Genomic DNA, 19,827 nt, shown 5'->3' on the forward strand with positions numbered 1-19,827 from the left:
GAATTCGTGTGCCGGTCGCTCCATGTGCAGTGGTGAAATCAGTGCCATTTCCTTTCTGACAGTTCGGATATATTGGCAATCCCTGATTTCGCGAAGCCCAATTGAACTCGGAAGCGCACCACCGTGGCTTAGCCTTCCAGGCTGAGACAGAGCGCTCTCCACATATTAGGAGGCCCTTTTTTTGTCTCTCGACTTTCGCCCGCCAACGATACGCAAGGTCCGCCAGCGACTGAAGTGGGCTCTGTGGATGGCTAAACCACGTTGGCGCTCGACGTTGACCTGAAGTTGCTGTGCATGGCCGAATAACTGCCTTACAGAAAGGGTCTGCCGTCCACAGACAATGGCCTTGCTACTCGCTCACGTCAAAGTCCGCCGTCCTCGTTTCTCCATCGACTACCTCCACGACCGTCGTGGCAAAACGAGCACCCTCAAATCGAATTGTGTGCGCGGTCGTAGTCACAAAGCAAAGCAGGGTGTACTGGCCCGGTGCGATGTCTTCGATCCTGTAGCCACCTGCGGCGTCAACTACCGCAGATCCTTCCACTTGACCTGCAAGACCTTCGAATGCGTGGGCCGACGCCTCTGTGAATTCCACCTCCCCGTGAATTGCGCTCACCTGGGCGTGCGCCGTAATCGGAATGCCCTCAACGACACCCTCGATCACACCGCCCCCGGCGAAGTCGATCTCCATCCACGGATTTGTCCCCTCAGTGATCGTTACGGGAATCGACTTCCAATGGCCGATTTCGCCGAAGGTGGGATTAATGTTCATGGTCGCTTCACCCGGAGCCAAGTTATCGATCTTGAACGTACCGCCGGTGAGAATGGCAGCAATATGCACCTCCTCGTCCTCTCCGCGTAGCATCTGAAGCGTAATGCCGCCCCCCGTCGGAAACTGCTCGCCAAGGCGCACAAGACCTTCCAATGCGGCACTTGGCGCTACAAACGCTATGGGCACGGAGATCGTCTTACCCGCTTCGATGGTTACTTTTACCGTGATGCGACGGCGGTACCCGTCCTCCCCCGGAATGCCCGCCACTATCCTGAGTTCGCCCGATGGAAGCGATGGAAAATGCACGCGCCCGCTTGCATCCGTTCGCCCGCTCTGGTAAGTGCTTCCGTGCGGATCATAGAGCGGCGCGGCAAACGCAAAGGAACCTTCCGCAGGTTGACCGCCGATGGTCACCCAAACCTCCGCTTCACCTATGGATCGCTCCAATGTGATATCCAAACCTTGAAGGGACAGCGCGTCGTCCCACGCGAGTGCGACTTTTCCACTACCTTTTTCTGGATGAAACGCGTAGATCGCCTCCTCGCTGCCGTCCAGTGAGCCAATCGAAAACGTGCCGTCTTCCCCCGTAACGTCCGCCAGCGTGGCTGCAGCGGCTCTCGGTCCCATCTCATTTCCATTCGGAATAAATTGCATTTCTAACGCCCAAGCCCGCGTATAAAGCCTTGCGCCTGTGACGGAATTCCCTTCGTTGTCGAGCACCCGCCCCTCCGCGCGGATTCCGGCACTCAGTTCGACCCGGACACCAAGCAGCGGATCGCTGGATTCAAGGGTTACCGGGGTGAAGGCTGTCTTGTACCCGTCGGCGCGTATGATGAGGGTGTTTTCGCCTAGCGAAGCACGTCCCATTCTGAACTGACCTAGCGTATCGTCCACGTTGATCGTGTCTCCCAGACTACCCGTCTGGACGGCGCTGGCAAAACCGCGCTGCAAGGAAACAGAGTATCGGGGGATGGAAAAGCCGGTCGCAGCGTCCACGACCACCCCTTCAACACTGCCGAGATCATCCAGAACAATTTCCAAACCTTCGGTGCCAGCCTCCAAATCACGCAGCGCCTGTCCCGTGTAGTCGCTCTGATCCACGCTGCCACTGTAGATCCCGGGCGGCAGGCCGGTAAGGCGAAAGACGCCATCCTCGCCGGTAAACACCATGGCCGACGCTCCTTGCCCGGACACCTGCACTTGTGCCCTCTCCAGCGGTTGATTTCGGCGATTCAAGACGCGCCCCGAGATTACCAGGTCGCCCATGCCCGCATCACTGACATCCTTTTGAGTCGCTCTGGCTGGGACGACTTTCACGATATTAACTTCTTCATTGGACGTTTTGGATGTATGCGTCTCCAATGGCTTGACAACCCGCCCTCTTTCTCCGTCACTCGCCGCCGTCAACTCGACTGCGGGCTGCACTGCTTCGGAGAGTGCCGCGCGGTTTCGTTGCACGGCGAAGCCGATAACCCCGGCCATTGCAGCAATGATCGTACAGCTGGCAATCATCTTCAACGCGAAGCTGCCCGGAAGCGTCGAGGCAACAACTGTCGGCAGGTTCGCACCTGTGGCAGCAGCACCCGCAACCGAAATCCGGCCCACTGACGCCGTCAGGCTCGCCGGAACCATTTGACTCGCCTGCGCGGCCATCGCGGCTGCAAACGCCCCGGCGCTCGCCGTCACCCCGCGCCGCCGCAACGCGTGCCGCACCTGTTCCAGGCCCTTGTCGATGCGGTAGTGGATCGCCGGACGGCTCACGCCCAGCACGCGAGCGAGGTCGGCCTTGCTCCGGCCTTCGAGAAAATGCCCCACAATCGCGGCGCGTAGTTCCTCTGGCAATTCCGCAATTGCCGCATCCACATGCTCGTAGAGGTCGTCCCATTCGGTGCTCGTATATTCCGGAGTTGCTGCCGCAGCCCGCTGTTCCCGCGTACGCCGCCGTTGTGCGGAATCCAAGTAGTTCAGCGCCCGATTCGTCGCCACTTTATGCAGCCATGCCCCGAGGTAGGCCGGTGCGGCATCACGCCGCAAAGCCAGCGCCTCGAAACACTCCTGCGCCACGTCCTCCGCATCGCTGGCGTCTTTCAACACCCGCTTCGCGGCGGCATACACCAGCCCGGCGTAGCGCGCGGTAATCTCGCGAAATGCCGCGGCGTCCCCCTCGGCGCGCCAGCGCTCCAGCAACAATTGATCGGCGGTTTGCATCGTCAGTCCCTCATGCCTTGCAGGCCCATTGCATTGTATATAAAAGGGACCGTGTCGAGGGTGAAAACGTCAGTTTGCGGGGCCGGTGTTCCCAGGTTACAGAGTCGGGCGCTATCGCGTACACCTGCGGTGGGCGGACTTCAAGCGCGTGGGGAGCGACCTCCTCGTGCGGTACTTTCATTCCCGCACCGCCCAGTCTGCTATCATGGGCGCTTCCCACCAATAGGAAGGAACTCGCACGTCATGAATCTCGTGTTTGGTGCCATCAAGGGTCTGGAGTACGACGAGCTCAAGCCCTTTCTCCATTCTCTGTATCAGACCGGTTTTGACGGCAAGGTCGTGTTCTATGTCGGTCAGGCGAGCCAGCCCACGTGCAAGGCGCTGGACGATCTGGGTGTGGAAATCCTCACGGTGGACGAGTACAACACCTTCACCGCCACGCCGATCAACGCCCTCCGCTATTTCATCTATGAACAGTATCTCGAGGGACTCGCGGAGTTGCCGGACAAGATCCTTCTGGCGGATGTGCGCGATGTTGTTTTTCAGCGGAACCCCTTTGAGATCGACCTGGGCGACGGACTCTGCTGTTTTCTGGAGAGTGACGAGATGACCCTGGCCACTTGCCTGGCGAATTCCGGATGGCTCGCCTGCGCCTATGGCAAGGAGGTGCTCGGTCGCCTCGGACGGCACAAGATTTCCTGTTCCGGCACCACCATCGGAACCGGGGCCGCCGTACGCGACTATCTCGCCGCCATGTGCGCCGGGCTGCGCGCTATCGACGAGCGCACGCCGAATATCATGCATGTCATCTCCGGTATCGATCAATGCGTCCACAATTATCTGCTCTATTCCGATGGGCTTCCGGGCACGCGCCTCTACTCCAACGAACGAGGCCCCATACTGACGCTGAACTACGTGGCGCCGGAGTCGATTCACCTCAACGAGGACGATCTCGTGGTCAACCAGGCCGGCGAGCCCTATCATGTGGTCCACCAGTACGACCGCCACAAAGAACTGGCCGTGAAAGTCGTGGAGCGAATCGAGCGCGGGTCCATTCGCTGACTTTTCCGTTTGCGGAGCAATGCGAGCGCCATTTCCAGCGGCATCTGCTTCCTTGACCGGCTGCGGTCATATCTGTTCAAATGGCAGTCCACATTGGCCATCATCTGCGCGCGGTGCAGCCTTTCCCTTCCTCGGGTGTCAGGCCCGCGCGGCTTCGGAGGTATCTATGAAGCGTCTTGTATTTTCTCTCTCCCTGGGCATCTGCAGCGTCGTGGCGGCGCAGGATGACATGCTCCGCATTCCCGCAGATGAATTCCTGAGCCGCATGAAGGCGGGCTGGATTGGACAGATGGCGGGGGTGGGCTGGGGCGGCCCGACGGAGTTCCAGTACAACGGCGTGATCGTGCCCGAGGACAAGATGCCTGGATGGCGCCCGGAGATCATCAACCAGTTCTGGCAGGACGACCTGTATGTGGAAATGACCTTCCTCAAGAGCCTGGAAGTCTACGGCTGGGACGTTTCGCTGAAGCAGGCGGGTATCGATTTCGCCCGGAGCGGCTATCCCCTCTGGCACGCGAACGATACGGGCCGGAAGAACCTGCGGGCGGGCATCGCGCCGCCGGATTCGGGCCACCCGGAATTCAACAAGCACGCGGACGATATCGACTATCAGATCGAGGCGGATTACTCCGGCCTCATCGCGCCGGGCATGCCCAATGTGCCGATCGCGCTGGGGGAAGTTTTCGGTCGGCTGGTGAACTACGGCGACGGCATCTACGGCGGCCAGTTCGTGGGCGGCATGTATTCCGCAGCCTTCTTCGAGACGGACCCGGAAAAGATCGTGCTGGCGGGCCTTGAGTGTATACCCGCTGAAAGTCAGTACGCCGAATGCATGCGCGATGTAATCGCCTGGTGGAAAGAAAATCCGAACGACTGGGAAGCGACCTGGAAACTGATCGAGGCGAAGTACAACGAGAACCTGGACTACCGGAAATTTTCCTGCGGCGGGAAGAAGAAGACCTTCAACATCGACGCCAAGATCAACGGCGCCTACATCGTCATGGGCCTGCTCTACGGCCAGCGCGATCCCGATAAGACCATCATCATCGCCACGCGCGGCGGCCAGGATTCGGACTGCAATCCCTCCAGTGCGGCAGGCATCCTCTTCACCTCGCTTGGCCTGGAAAACATTCCCGAGAAGTTCACGTCCAAGCTCGATCTGGAGACCAAGTTCACTCATACGGACTACACCTTTGCCGGTCTGCTGGAGATCTGCGAGAAACTCGGTCGCGACGCCATCGTGCGCGCGGGCGGTAAGATTGTCACGGAAGGCGGCAGGGAAATGCTGCTGATCAAGCGCGAGGCCCCGAAGCTTCGCCCCCTTGAACAGAGCTGGACGCCCGGCCCGATTGCCAACAGCAAATACACGGCTGAAGAAATGGCCGAAAAAATTCGTCCGACCGAACTCACCGATGGCCGTACCGATATGAAGCCCATCGTGGCCGAATTTGCCGAAGGCTGGAACGTGGAAGACTGCGGCCTGGAGATGGACCCCGGCATGCGCGCGGACTTCCGCGGGCGCCAGCGCGTGCTCCTCACCCATCCCGACGACGGCGAGACGCCCTGCGTTCTGTGGCGCGAAGGCACCCTGCCCGCCGGGTCCAAGGCCAAGCTTCGCCTGGTGGTGAGCCACCACGACGGCGGCGACTGGGATCTGGTCGTGAAGTTGAACGGTAAGGAAGTGGTCAATCAGACGGTCAGTGCCGATACCGTGACAGACGGCTGGCTGACGGTGGAGGTCGATCTGGCGCCCTATGCGGGCCAGATGGTGAAGGCCGAGCTGCTGAACAAGCCCACGGGCTGGTTCTGCGAAGCCGCCTACTGGGGCGAGATTTCGCTTATAGGACTTTGAGCCGAAGGGCGCTTCGCCCGAGGCAGGAAGGATAGTCCCGATGTTACTTCGATGGGTCATGGCAATTGGACTCGCAGTTCCCTGCGGTCTCGCCATGGCCCATTCGACGTTATCGGCCTATGTCCAGCATGACGTGCTTCTGGAGGCATCGAAAACGTACCTTGACCTGACGGTCCAGTTGACCTTCTTCGACGACGAGGCGGAGGCCCGGCGCGATGCGCTCGATGTGAACCGCGACGGAGATTTCAGCGCCGAAGAGCGCGCGGCCTTCGAGAAGGCGCTCATGGCGGAAGCGGAAAAGGCGTTGCTCCTGCACGTCGACGGTGCCGCGCTCGAACTCGTGCCCCGCTTCGATCCCGAGATCGCTTGCGCGGTTCCGCCCGGCGGCGAGGCCCACCTGCGTTTCGAGATCCGCCTCCATTTCTTTGCCGATTTGCCCGCGCTGCCCGATGGGAAGGCCGCGCTGGAAGTGCACGACAGCCTCTATGCCGATGTTCCGGCAATGGCGTCCCTTCGCGTCGCCGCGAAGGACGGGATTCAGATCAGCGCGGCCAACGGGGGGCGTGAACGGCCCCGGGCGGAAGGGGCCGACGCACCGCTGATTTTTGAGGCCCAACTGGGTGGGAATGGGAAAAGCACCGGGAGCACCCCGGCGCGCTAAGAAAGGGAGAGAGACCATGAAGCAAGTGGGAAGGCTTTTGGAAATCGCCGTGTGGGGAATTGCGCTGATGCTGGCGTCCGTCGCGGGGGCACAGGGCTCCACCAGCGTGCCGGGCGCTTCGGCCCTGTCCGCCGCCCTCAGCCAATATCATGGGTACCTCCTCGATGAGGCGACCCGCACCGCGCTGGACGAGGTCAACCGGGGACTGCGCCGTGCCGAGCGCAACATGGAGCGGGGCCCGGACGACGCCGCCAAGGCGGACGGTGCGAAGGAGCGGGAAGAGAAAGCGGCGGCGCTCATCCAACTTCTCGATGGCGTCCCGGCCCTCGCCGACCTCACTCTGGCTCCAACCCCTCAGGCTTTTCCGAAGGTGACGGTTTCCCTGCCGGGCGACTCGGGTGCCCTGCTCTATCGCATCAATGCGGGCTTGGGTAATCCCCAGTGTGCTCTGGCCGAGCTCGATTTCTCCGGCGGCCGCGATCTGGTCGACGTGGACGGGATCGACCCCGCGCGCACGACCTACCTGTTGATTTCCCTCCGCAATGTGCCCGCGCGGAGCGTCTCCGTACGGGTCTTTCTTAATTTTCCGGGCCGTGAGCGCTACACCCTTCCGCTCGAAATTACCACGCCGAAACAGGGGCGGCTGAAGCTCGCCGTGCTGTCCGACGACACCGGAAAACCCGCGCCCGCCATGCTGCGGCTGCTGTGGAAGACCAACGGCAGCGAGTACAAACCGCGCAACGCCCTCGAATTTGCGCCCCAGTTCGACACCCAGGGGTCGAGCACCGGCATCCGCCGCGCCAATCTCCACGGCAAGCTCGCCGGAAACTACTGGTGCGTGCCCGATCCCATCGACATGACCCTGCCCCCCGGCGAGTGGGAGGTGGTCATCCGCCGCGGCACGGAGCACGTGCCGATTATAGATACCTTCACCGTGACCGAAGGCGAAACCATCGAAAAGACCTATCGGCCCGAGCGCTGGGTGGACATGCGCAAGTCCGGATGGTACAGCGGCGACGACCATATCCACTTTCAGATGCTCAGCGATGTGGACACCCGCCAGGTGATGACCTGGATCCAGGCGGAAGATGTGCGCCTGGGCAATATCCTCAAGATGGGCGACATGAACCGCACCTGGTTCGAGCAACGCGGCTTCGGGCCGGAGCATCGCGTGCAGGAGGATGGCTATATCCTCGTGCCCGGTCAGGAATGTCCCCGCACCCATGACCAGCTCGGCCACACGATCTCCCTGAACATCACCGACATGGTCCGCGACACCGCGCGCTACTACCAGTACGACTGGATCTTTGAAAACGTGGCGGCCCAGGGCGGGCTCTCCGGCTTTGCCCACGTCAACACCGATCTGTTTTACGTGCACCGGGGCATGACCCTCGCCGCGCCGAAGGACCTCATCGACTTTGTCGAGTTGCTCCAGTTTGCCAATCTGGGCACGGATCTCTACTACGACTTCCTGAACCTCGGCTTCAAGGTGACAGCGTCCGCCGGGTCCGACGTGCCCTGGGGCGGCACCGTGGGCGAGGTGCGGGTCTACGCACACACCGGCCGCGGCGCCTTCACGGCCGACAAGTGGTTCGCGGCGCTTGAGCGCGGCAATACCTTCGTCACCAATGGCCCAATGATCGACTTCCGCGTGGACAAGGCCTACCCCGGCGATGAACTGGCGATTAAAGAAGGCAAGACCGTCCGCGTCCGCGCGCGCACCTGGGGCGCGACGGGCTTCACCACCCCCGTGAAACTCGAAATTGTCAAGCACGGGCAGGTGATTCAGACCGTCGAAGCGCCCGAAGGCGGGGCGGACGAACTGGAACTCGACCTGGAAATGGAGCCGGGGGACGGCTGCTGGCTCGCCGCCCGCGTCGAGGCCACCGAGGGCTACCGCGCTCACACCACCCCCGTCTACCTCGTGCGCGACGGGCTTCGCTTCTGGGACTACGCCGCCGTCGACGCCCTCCTCGCCAAGCGCGTGGCCAGTCTCGACGAAATCGATAAACTCATCGCCGACGGTCTGGAAAAGCAGGCGAAAGGCGAAATCGGCACCAACAAATGGGCCGAAGAGCTGGCCCTCCAAGCCGAAGCCCTGCGCGCGCGCGTACAGGAAGCCCGCGGCCAGTACGAGGCCCTGCGCAAGACCCACGAGGCGGAAGCCGCCCTGCGGAAGTAATTCTCGAACCGCACTATAGAGTGCCGAAAATTTGTCGATTGGAGTGTATGGCGTGTAATGGGCAAAAGTCCTATTGCATTATTGCCCGAGGCGTGCTAATGTCCAGTTGGCGGCATTGAAGCAACCAAGATTTCAAGGATGACGGTAGCAACTCCAGGCGTGAAATTTCCGCAGACAGTACGAAGTGCGTGATCGTGCTCGCGCATCTTCGTGACATGGGCTAATCGGGCCCGTACCTCAATCTTTCTCCAGCAACTGCCGCCACCGCTCACGGGATTGGTGTCGGCGAGGCAATCCCATGAAGACTGTATCCGCCCTTTCATCTCTTTTTCTTCTTTTCGCGTCTGCGGCCCTGATCCAGGGCTGCCCGCCCCAGAAAGTCACCGTGCCCGATGTGCGGGGACTGACCGAGGCGGCGGCGGAAGCCTCGCTGGAAGCGGAGGGGCTTTCGCTGGGCACGGTAAATGAGGCCCACAGCGCTACCGTGGCGGTGGATTTGGTGATTTCCCAGAGTCCGAGTGCGGGCGCGCAGGTCTCCCCTAACGCCTCCGTGAGCATCACCGTATCCCTCGGGCCCGATCCGGGTGGTGAAGGCGAAGGCGAAGGTGAAGGCGAAGGTGAAGGTGAAGGTGAAGGCGAGGGTGAAGGCGAAGGTGAAGGCGAGGGTGAAGGCGAGGGTGAAGGCGAGGGTGAAGGCGAGGGTGAAGGCGAGGGTGAAGGCGAGGTGCCCGCACCGCCCGTGGTGACTGCGTCCGCGTCCGAAACGGCATCCACCACGGTGGTGCTTACGGGCGAGACCGAGCCCGGCGCGTCCATCCGCGTGAACGGCGGGGCTTCCGTGGGAACCGCGGAGGCCGACGCGGGCGGTCTCTTCGAGGTGACGGTGAACCTTCGGGCGAACCGGAAGAATCAGCTTTTTGTCACGGCGCGCAATGGCGAGGGTGAAGAGAGTGCGCCGAGTATCGTGAACGTGCTGCAGGACGGTCAGGCTCCGGGACTCTTTATCGATTTTCCCGAGGACGGCGCGGTGCTGACCAACGAGTCCATCACGGTGGCCGGGCGCGTGTCGGACACCCTCAGCGGCTTCCTGGGCCTCGGGGTGACCGTCAATGGAACGGAAGCGGCCGTGGCCATTGGAATCGGCACCAACGGCACCTATGAACGCCCCGCCGTGTCCCTGTCCATCGGCGAGAATGTGCTCACCGCCGTGGCCACGGATGCCCTGGGCAACACGATTGAGAAAACGATTACCGTGACCCGTGCGGAACCCACGGGGCCGCGCATGGCCGTGCTCTCCGGCGACGGCCAGAGTGCCGTGGTCTACAACAGCCTCGCCGAGCCGCTGCGCATTCGCATGACCCACCCCGACGGGGACCCATTTGCCGGCAAGCTGGTCACCTTTAGCGTTGTGAAGAGCAACGGCCTGCTCGGCGCGGTGGAAAATGACCTGGAGGCCCGCGTGCGCCAGGTGCAGTTGGAAACCGATGCGAATGGCGAGGCGGGGGTCTTTTTCTGGATGGGGAGCGACGCGGGTTGCGGCAACAACCGTGTCGAAGTGACCAGCACCGACATTAGCGGCACGACCTTCTTCTGCGCGACGGCGCTTCCGGGCCTGCCGAAGCAGATCAACCTCGGCAGCGGCACGGGCCAGCGCGGCGAGGCGGGCGCGAAGGTGCCCGATCCGCTTCGTGCCTGGGTGAACGACAACTGCAACGGCATCAGCGGCATTCCGGTGACCTTCACGGTCACGCAAGGCGGCGGTCTGGTAAACGGTCTCGAAAGTGTGACCGTGGAGACGGGCGAGACCGGCCACGCCCAGGTGGAATTCCAGCTCGGGCCAAAGGGCGGGAACAATCTTGTTACGGCGGACTACGAGGGCAACCCGGGGCTGCCGGTCACCTTCGACGCCTTTGGCCTGGAGCGCAAGGCCTTCCTGCCCACGACCTTCAGCGGGATCGTGCAGGACAACGGGGGCCAGCCCATTGAAGGCGTGGCCTGTACGCTCGTGGTGAACAACACCACCGTACTCTCCGACGTATCGACAGGAGCCGACGGCCAGTTCTTCTTTGGTGACGTGCCCCCGGGGCCGGCGCAGTTTTTCCTGGATGGACTCCAGGCAACCGCCGTGGGCGGTGTGGCCGTGGCGCCCGGCTCCTTTCCCGGCCTTTCCTTCAATCAGGTCATCGTGCCCAATGCCGCCAATGGCCTTTCCGCACCGGTCAAGCTGCCGCCGCTGAATCCCGCGAACGCCGTGACCTACGACGGTACGCAGGATATTACCCTCACGCTTGAGGGCGTTGAAGGATTGGAAATGACCATTAAAGCGGGCAGCATGACCCGCCGCGACGGCACCCGCCCGAGTCCCTCCGATCCGCAGGTGATGTCGCTGAATCAGGTGCACCACGACGACGTGCCCATGCCCATGCCCGACGGCGTGTCGCCGCCCTTCGCGTGGACGCTCCAGCCCGCGGGTTCCACCTTTGACCCGCCCGTGGCAGTGACTTATCCAAACATGACGGGGCTGGCCCCCGGCGCCGTGGCCTATTTCCTTAGCTACAATCACGACAACGAGCAGTTCGACATCGTAGCCTCCGGCTCCGTGAGCGAAGACGGCAGCGTGATTACCACCGACCCCGGCAGTGGATTGACCCTGTCGGGCTGGGGCTGCAACTGCCCGCCCTACTCGGTTACCGGTGACGTCGACGAAGAATGTCCCCCGGATGAGTTCAAACCAAACGGTTGCGGATCGCCCACGGTCTCCACGCCCTTCCCGATCCCCCAGAACGTGTACGTGCCTGGACTCGCATCTATTTACTATGTGCCTCTCGCGCCCGCGTGCGACAAGCATGACAACTGTTACGCCACCTGTGGCAAGTCCAAGTCGGCCTGCGATCTCGAGTTTTATGCCGACCTGTTGCAGCAATGCGACGACAATATTTCCGATCTGGACGTCCTGGCGAACAGCCGTTGTGGCCTTGTTGCGGCGGCGTACACGGCGGCCGTGGCTTCCTTTGGCGATGATGCCTACAATGGCACCCAGGACCGCCTCAAAGAGTGCGGCCTTTGCAAGACGGCGATACCGCACGAGGACAAGCAGGGCGATCCCGCCCCGCTCTACGACGATCTGGATGAAGATCTTATCCCCGACGTTTGGGAAGTTGAAGTGGGCCTTGATCCCACCTCACCGACCGATGCCTTCACGGATCCCGATGGCGATGGCCTGCCGAATTTCTACGAATTCCTCATGGGAACCGATCCCTTTGTGGCCGATACCGACGGTGACGGCACTAACGACTTCGACTTTACCATCGCGCAGCAGCCGCCCCTGCCCGACCGCCTCGACGACACCTGGCGCCTCACGTTGAACGGCCAGGTGGTGACGCCCAACGCCGCAGGCGTGTTCCGCTTCAGCAATGTGGCCGCCCCCGATGAGTTTGGTCCCGATGGCCCCGGCACACGCCCGGATTTCATCAGCGATGAGTTTGTGCGTATCGTGGGCGTTTCGGCCACAGTTCGCGGCAACCGCTATGTATACAGTAATCCCTTCCGCATCACGCAGGGCGAGTCCATCGAGATCGCCACGGAAGACCTCATCTTTTCCGATACGCCGCCGCCGATTCCCCAGTCCATTTACATGAGCGCGCCGGCAACCCTGATCGAGACGGGGACCACCGTCCAGATCACGACCACGGGCGTGCTCCTCGGCGGCGACGAGATCGACCTCAGCACCGTGAGCGACGGGACCACCTACCGGGTCAGCAGCACCAGCGTGGCGACGGTGGACACGGAGGGCGTGCTGACGGCCCTCGCGCCCGGCGTGGTGCTGGTGACCGCCACCAACGAAGGCGCCACGGCGGTAAAACGCTTCGAAGTGGTCGACGAGAGTCGCCAGGTGCAGGTGGTGGGCTTTGTGCAGCAGCCGGACGGCAGTCCCGCGGCGGGTGCTGAAGTCTCTTCCGCTTTTGGCAACACCACCACGAACGCGGAAGGCTATTTCGCGCTCGACGCGCTGGTATCGGCCAGTGCCTCGACGGTGACGATATTTGTGGATTGGAACGAAGGCGATTCCTTTGGCAGTGCGAACCGCGTTGTGGAACTGTCCCCCGAGGGCGTCACGGATGCCGGTATTCTCGTGTTGGAGTTGGTGGATCCGTCCCTGATTGTGCAGTGGACCGGGGCCAACGACGGCGCCTGGGACGACGCCGCAAACTGGAGTGGGGGGGCGGTGCCCGGCCCGGGCTCCATTGTGCTCATCAATTCAAGTGGAGACCCGCGCACCATTACGGTGGACTCCTTCACCAACTGGGAAAACATGCGCGTGCGCGCCGGCCAGAATCTGGTCACGATTGCCAGCAATACCACGGTAAACGTCACTGGTCAGTCCCGCTACGAAGGCACCCTGTTGATTCAGAGCCAGGGAACGCTGTCGGTTACGGGCGTAACTTCGTCCTTTATCCTGTCGGGCGAGATTCAGCGCACCGGCGGTACCTCTCAGGGCGGCCAGCGGCTCAACGTGACCGCGGGTGCGCAGGTGGATATTGCTCAGATCGCGGCGTCGTCGGACCAGTTAATGTACCTGTCGGTTCTCGATGCCGGATCGCGGCTCACCATCGGCCAGGCCACCGGTCTTGAAAAATTCCAGTGCTCCGTCAGCGGCACGTTCCACCTGCCCCTGGCCGAGGAGATTTCGGCCTCCGATGTTTCGATCTACAGCGGCGGCCATTTCGATGCGCCCTTGCTTGAGACCCTCCGGGGCGCGCCCGACCAGAGCAATTGGATACAGGTCGCGGATGACGGTCAGTTTGACGTGCCCGTGCTGACAGGGTTGGAAAACATGCGCCTTTCGGCCAGCAATGGCGGTCAGATCGTATTGCCCCTCTTGACGGCCTTCGACAACACCGTCGGCTGCAACGACCAGCTCATCGCCTCCAGCGGTGTGCAGTCGCCGGGTTCCCGGCCGAGTCTGGTTTCGTTGCCGATGCTCGCCACCCTTCGCTATCAAGGCAGCAACTTCTGCGGCGGATTCTCCATTTTTGCCGGGTATGGTGGTGTTGTGGATTTGCCATTGCTTTCCGAGCTCACGCTGAATCCCGACAACCCCTACGACCACGTTTTCCGCGCCTCGGGGGAAAATGCGCAGATGAATATTCCCGGGCTGACGTCCCTGGGCGAGCAACTTGCGTTTTATGCGGACGGCGGCGGTACGATTAGCGCCCCCAATGTGACCGACGTATTGGGACCCATATCCGTCTTCGAGAATTCCGTGCTCTCGCTTCCCCTCGCGGCCAGCGTGGGCGCCGTAAATCTGAATCTGTTCGGCACCCTGGACCTTCCCGCGGCGACCTCCCTGAACGGCACGTTGGTCAACCTTTCCGGTGCGGGAAGTATGCTCGTTCCCGAGCTGGTGACCTGCGTCGACACGAATTTCACCATCGCCGGAACCAGTTCCTTCAGCGCGGGGAAACTCGCCGCCATAAGCGCAACCGAAACGACCCACTACATTACCCTCTACGACGGGGCGGTCTTTGACGTTCCCATGCTCACCGCCCTGCACAACATGCGGTTGTTCGCGAACAATGGCGCCATACTCGATCTGCCGGGATTGACGGAGTTCAGCTTCGCGGACGCCTGCGGCGAGCAGATTATCAGTTCCTACGGCGTGCGCACATCGGACAACCGGCCGAGCCTGATCGCCCTCACGGGATTGACGGAAATCGAGTATATCGGGCCGAGTTTCTGCGGCGGATTCACCATTTGGGCCAGCGCGGGCGGCGCAGTCGATCTTTCGGCGCTGACAGTCGTGACGCTCAACCCGGAAACCCCCTACGACCACGTATTCCGCGCCTCCGGCGAAGGTTCCGTGGTTTCCCTTTCATCGCTGGCCGCGCTTGATTCGGGACTGGCGCTGTATGCGGAAACCGGGGGGACAATTGATGTCCCCACCGTGGAGGAGATCTACGGTACGCTGTCGGTCTACAGCGGCAGCGAGCTTACGCTTCCCGTCGCAACCTTGCTGGGAGACCTTGCCTTGAATGTGGGCGGGGTCCTGGATCTTCCCCAGATAACCAGCATAACCAATTGCACCATTTACCTGTCGGATATCGGCCAGCTCCATCTTCCCGAGGTCACGAGTATGGCGAACTCCAATGTGACGCTCAATGGCAGCGCCGTGCTGGATGCGCCCAAGCTCACCGCCATGACCGGCGCGGCGGACGCCACCCGTTACATCAGTCTCGGTGAGAGCAGCCAATTCGACGCGCCCCTGTTGTCCTCCCTCGTCAACGTGAAACTCTTTGCCGCCAACGGCGCCTCGCTGGTCTTGCCCGGGCTGACGGAGTTCTTTTTCGACCAGTCCTGCGGCGAGCAAATCATTGGCGCCAGCGGCGTTCGCTCGGGTGACAACGAGCCCAGTTTGATAGCGCTGCCCATGCTGGAGGAGCTGACCTTCCTGTCGCCAACGGGCTGCGTGGGTTTCACAGTTCGGGCCGCTTCCGGAGCCACCGTGGAACTTCCCGCGCTGACCTCGGTTGTTGTCAACCCCGCCAATCCCTATGACCACGTCTTCCAGGCTTCGGGCGCGGGTTCGCTGGTCGATCTCTCCGCACTGCCCGGTCTGGACGCCGCCCTGGCGCTCAACGCGGATTCGGGCGGCAACCTGCTAGTCCCCGCCATCGAGGAGGTCACGGGCAATGTCGCTGTGTACGCGGGCAGCGCGGTAAGCCTCCCGGCGGCCACAAGTATCGCCGACATGACCTTGACGGTGAATGGAACCCTCGAGTTGCCCCTCGTGACGTCCCTCTCCAACAGCACAGTAAACGTCTCGGATGTCGGCGAACTCCTTCTTCCCGAGTTGCCATCCATTTCCCGGTCCACCATCACGATCAGCGGAAGTGGTGTCATGGAGGTTCCAAAGGTGACCAACATGTCTGGCGCGCCGGACGGCACACGCTACATCAGTCTCAATGCCGATGGCGCGTTCAACGCGCCCCTGTTGTCCTCACTGCAGAACGTCCGTCTTTTCGCGGCAAGCGGCGCCGAGTTGACACTGCCGGCCCTGACGGCCTTCACCTTCGATCAGTCCTGCGGCGAGCAGATTATCGGTTCGAGCGGCGTGGGCGCGGGCGACAGCCAGCCCAGCCTTGTTTCACTGCCGGCGCTCGAGTCGCTCAGTTTCATTTCGCCGAACGGATGCGTGGGCTTCACTATTCTCGCGTCCTCGGGCGGGGCGGTGGACCTCTCCAACCTCACCGCCGCGGTACTCAATCCCGCCAATCCCTACGACCATACGTTCCGGGCTTCGGGCGCGGGTTCACTGGTGGACCTGTCGTCGTTGACCGCGCTGGATGCGGGGCTGGCCCTCTACGCCGACTCCGGCGGCGAGATTCTTGCGCCGAATATCGCCGAGGTCCTGGGCAATCTTTACGTCTATTCCGGCAGCACGGTCGAGTTGGCCGGCGTGACGAATCTGGGCGACCAGACCCTGACCGTGGCCGGGGCGCTCTCCCTGCCGGCCCTCACCGCGATTTCCAATTCCACCGTGACCCTTTCCGAAGGGGCCGCGCTGTCCCTGCCCGAAGTGCTGGACGTATCCGGTTCCAACATCACCCTGACCGGCAACGGCGTCTTTTCGGCGCCCAAGCTTGCCACCATGTCGGGCGTGGCCAATGGAACGCGCTACATCAGCGTGAGCAACGACGCGTTCTTTGATGCGCCCATGCTGGCCTCGCTGGTCAATGTGCGGCTCTTTGCGGCCACCGGCGCCGCCCTCGAGTTGCCGGGGCTGACGGAGTTCTATTTCGATCAGTCGTGCGGCGAGCAGATCATCGGATCCTCCGGCGTGCGGGCCTCCGATTCGCTGGCCAGTCTGGTGTCCCTGCCGATTCTGGAGGAGATGACCTTCCTGTCGCCCAACGGGTGCGTGGGCTTCTCCATCCTCGCATCGTCCGGCGGCGCGATCGATCTCTCCGCCCTCACGTCGGTGGTGGTCAATCCCGCCAACCCCTACGACCACACCTTCCGCGCGTCGGGTGCGGGGTCGGTGGTGGACATTTCCGCCCTGCCCGCGCTGGATGCGGCCCTCGCCCTCTACATCGATAGCGGCGGCGAATTGCTGGCGCCCGGCATCGCCTCGGTGCTCGGCAACGTGACGATCCTCAATGGGAGTTCCGTGAGCCTGCCCTCGGCCACCACCATCGACAGTCTTACCATGAACGTCAACGGTTCGCTGGCGTTGCCGGCACTCACGTCCATCGCCGACACCACCGTAACCATGTCCGAAACCGGAAACCTGGCCGTGCCCGAGCTGTTGACCATAGCCGGTTCCAACATCACCATCAACGGCGACGCCGAGTTCGACGCGCCCAAGCTGGCGAGCATGGCCGGCGCGTCGAACGCCACCCGCTACATCAGCGTCACCGCCAACGGGTTCTTTGATGCGCCGGTGCTGTCCAGCCTGAGCAATGTCCGGCTCTTCGCGGCAACGGGCGCCTCGCTCGTGCTTCCCCAGGTGACCGCCTTCACCTTCGATGTGTCGTGTGGCGAGCAGATCATTGGTTCGTCGGGCGTTCGCGCCGGTGATAGCGCGCCCAGTCTCGTGTCGCTACCCGCACTGACGGCGATGAGCTTCCTCAGCCCCAACGGCTGCGTTGGCTTCACGGTGTCGGCATCAACGGGCGCCGCGGTGAATCTCTCCGCCCTGGACACGATTACACTCAACCCGGCCACCCCCTACAACAATACCTTCCGCGCATCCGAGGCCGGGTCGCTGGTCGACCTGTCCGCGCTCGCCACCTTCCCCGTGCTGGTGGTATTCAATGAAACAGGGGGGGGCGTAGTCCAGCGCCCCGCCAAGTCGGCATGGCACTGGGAGGCAACACCCTGGATGCTCGCCATGGTTTCGGATGACTGGAGCCCTGTTTATGGCGTCATGTTGCGCCAGAATGTCGGGCTCCCGGGTAAGCAGCGGTAAAGCAATACCAATGAGGGAGATTAGACGTTGAAAAGATTCAGACTGTTGAATAGCGCCATGCTGGTCGCGGGCCTCCTCGCGCCCCTTTTCCCCATTCAGGCGCAGGAGCACTCCGCCGCCCGTATGTGGAACGAAGAGATGCTCTTTGCCATCCGGCGTGATCGCGCCCGGCCCACGGTTCACGCACGCAATCTCTTTCACGTCTCCATGGCCATGTGGGACGCGTGGGCGGCCTACGATCCGGAGGCGAGGAACTACCTCATTGACGAGAAACTCAGTTCAGATGATCCTGATCGTGACCGCGCCGAGGCGCTGAGCTATGCGGCGTATCGCATTTTGCGCGCGCGTTTTGCTACGTCCCCGGGTGCGGCGACCTCCCTGGCGGAGTTCGACGCCACCATGGACGAACAGGGCTATGATCGGACCTTCGAATCGACGGTGGGTGATTCTCCCGCCGCCCTTGGCAACCGCATCGCGGCCGCCGTTCTGGATTTTGGCCTGAGCGACGGCTCCAACGAGCAGAATGGCTTCGCGGCAACCAATGGTTACCTGCCGGTAAACGAACCCTGCGTGGTGGCCCTGCCAGGTACGGTGATGGTCGATCCCAACCGCTGGCAACCCCTGGCGCTGGAGTTCTTTATCGACCAATCAGGGATCGTTCTGGGGCCCTATCCGCCCCACCTCACACCCCACTGGACCGCCGTGACTCCTTTCGGTCTCACCGAGGATGATCGGTCGCCCAATACCCACTTCGATCCCGGTTCGCCACCCCTTCTGGGCGGCGAGCGAAGCGAAGAATTCATCGCGAACGTCGTCCACATCATCGAAGTCAGCAGCTACCTCGATCCCGACGATGGCGTGATCATTGATATCTCGCCCGGCGGTCGCGGCAATGCGCCCCTCGGAACCTACGACGGACCCGGTCGTGATCTGAATCCGGTCACGGGCGAGGTCTATGCCCCGAATCTGGTAAAGCGCGGCGACTACGCGCGGATCCTGGCCGAATTCTGGGCCGATGGTCCCGACTCCGAGACCCCACCGGGACACTGGAATACGGTCGCGAACTATGTCTCCGATCACCCGCTGTTTGAAAAGCGCCTCGGCGGTGAAGGCCCGATCCTCAATGATCTGGAGTGGGACGTCAAGCTGTACCTCGTGCTGAACGGTGCGCTTCATGACGCCGCCATCTGCGCCTGGGGTGCAAAGGGTTTTTACGATACTTCCCGACCAATTTCACAAGTTCGCTACATGGCAGGACTGGGCCAGTCCACCGAGACGGAGGCGGACGACTATCATCCCCTCGGTCTTCCCCTGGTGCCGGGGCTGATAGAACGCATTACGGCGGAAACGACCGCGACCGGCGAGCGTCACGCCGGCCTTGCCGGATTCGAAGGTGAACTCGCGGTGTACGCCTGGCCGGGAGCGCCGGAGAATCCAGAGACCGAGTACAGCGGCGTGCGGTGGCATCGCGCGCTCAATTGGGTGCCCTATCAGCGGCCAACTTTCGTCTCGCCACCGTTTTCCGGCTATATCTCGGGTCACAGCACCTTCAGCCGTGCTGCCGCCGAGGTGTTGACGGCGATAACGGGCACCGAGTTCTTCCCGGGCGGGATGGGCGAGTTTTTCGCGCCCCAGAACGAGTTTCTCGTGTTCGAGGAGGGGCCGACGGAGGATGTGCATCTCCAGTGGGCGACCTACTACGACGCGGCCGACGAATCCGGCCTGTCACGCATCTATGGTGGTATCCATCCGCGTCAGGATGATATTCCGGGGCGTTTCATAGGGCACGATGTCGGACTTCGCGCCTGGGAGCATGTCCAGCTTTACTACGGGGCAGGCGCGGAGGGAGAGGGTGAAGGCGAAGGCGAAGGCGAAGGCGAAGGCGAGGGCGAAGGCGAAGGCGAAGGCGAAGGCGAAGGCGAAGGCGAAGGCGAAGGTGGGTGCCCCCTGTCGCTGAAAAGCGCCGGACTCCCCGGACGCGGCGGCGCGGGAAATCTTTTCCTGATGGGATTGGCTTCCATCACGCTCGTCCTGTGGAGAAAGGCCGGTACCGGGCCGACAGAATAGGTTTCCAATCGGAAGTACGAAGGGCAGACAGGTTTTAGATCTGTCTGCCCTTCTC

At 62.3% G+C, this 19,827-nt stretch carries 7 protein-coding genes; 6 read left to right on the forward strand and 1 reads right to left on the reverse strand.

All coding sequences use genetic code 11. The features are described from left to right. Nucleotides 1-349: 349 nt before the first annotated feature. The gene (locus tag JNK74_00265; GenBank protein MBL7644597.1) at nt 350-2,980 is read right to left on the reverse strand and encodes a sigma-70 family RNA polymerase sigma factor; all 2,631 of its coding nucleotides are present in this window, start codon (nt 2,978-2,980) and stop codon (nt 350-352) included. A 243-nt stretch (nt 2,981-3,223) separates the two neighbouring features. Here JNK74_00265 and JNK74_00270 point away from each other — a divergent pair, with 243 nt between their 5' ends. The 6 genes from JNK74_00270 to JNK74_00295 all read left to right on the forward strand — a co-directional run bounded on the left by JNK74_00270 (nt 3,224) and on the right by JNK74_00295 (nt 19,772). Continuing rightward, complete coding sequence (locus JNK74_00270; protein ID MBL7644598.1) at nt 3,224-4,042, forward strand: hypothetical protein; 819 nt, start codon at nt 3,224-3,226, stop codon at nt 4,040-4,042. 166 nt (nt 4,043-4,208) lie between these two features. Then, nucleotides 4,209-5,894, forward strand: a complete 1,686-nt coding sequence (locus JNK74_00275; GenBank protein ID MBL7644599.1) for an ADP-ribosylglycohydrolase family protein — start codon at nt 4,209-4,211, stop codon at nt 5,892-5,894. Between the two features lie 40 nt (nt 5,895-5,934). After that, nucleotides 5,935-6,555, forward strand: a complete 621-nt coding sequence (locus JNK74_00280) for a hypothetical protein (GenBank protein ID MBL7644600.1) — start codon at nt 5,935-5,937, stop codon at nt 6,553-6,555. 16 nt (nt 6,556-6,571) lie between these two features. After that, nucleotides 6,572-8,737: a CehA/McbA family metallohydrolase gene (locus tag JNK74_00285; protein ID MBL7644601.1), complete on the forward strand. Its 2,166-nt coding sequence runs from the start codon at nt 6,572-6,574 to the stop codon at nt 8,735-8,737. 298 nt (nt 8,738-9,035) lie between these two features. Beyond that, nucleotides 9,036-17,705 (forward strand): PASTA domain-containing protein, encoded by an 8,670-nt coding sequence (locus JNK74_00290; protein ID MBL7644602.1) that lies wholly within the window; start codon nt 9,036-9,038, stop codon nt 17,703-17,705. A 27-nt stretch (nt 17,706-17,732) separates the two neighbouring features. Beyond that, on the forward strand, nt 17,733-19,772 hold the full coding sequence (locus JNK74_00295) for a vanadium-dependent haloperoxidase (protein MBL7644603.1): 2,040 nt from the start codon (nt 17,733-17,735) through the stop codon (nt 19,770-19,772). Nucleotides 19,773-19,827: the final 55 nt, after the last annotated feature.

This window comes from Candidatus Hydrogenedentota bacterium (assembly GCA_016791475.1).
GTDB lineage: Bacteria > Hydrogenedentota > Hydrogenedentia > Hydrogenedentales > JAEUWI01 > JAEUWI01.

Excerpts from the sequence above, each read along its gene's own strand:
- JNK74_00285 (MBL7644601.1), top strand. The coding sequence starts at position 6,572 with ATGAAGCAAGTGGGAAGGCTTTTGGAAATCGCCGTGTGGGGAATTGCG.
- JNK74_00275 (MBL7644599.1), top strand. The coding sequence starts at position 4,209 with ATGAAGCGTCTTGTATTTTCTCTCTCCCTGGGCATCTGCAGCGTCGTG.
- JNK74_00270 (MBL7644598.1), top strand. The coding sequence starts at position 3,224 with ATGAATCTCGTGTTTGGTGCCATCAAGGGTCTGGAGTACGACGAGCTC.
- JNK74_00290 (MBL7644602.1), top strand. The coding sequence starts at position 9,036 with ATGAAGACTGTATCCGCCCTTTCATCTCTTTTTCTTCTTTTCGCGTCT.
- JNK74_00265 (MBL7644597.1), bottom strand. The coding sequence starts at position 2,980 with ATGCAAACCGCCGATCAATTGTTGCTGGAGCGCTGGCGCGCCGAGGGG.
- JNK74_00280 (MBL7644600.1), top strand. The coding sequence starts at position 5,935 with ATGTTACTTCGATGGGTCATGGCAATTGGACTCGCAGTTCCCTGCGGT.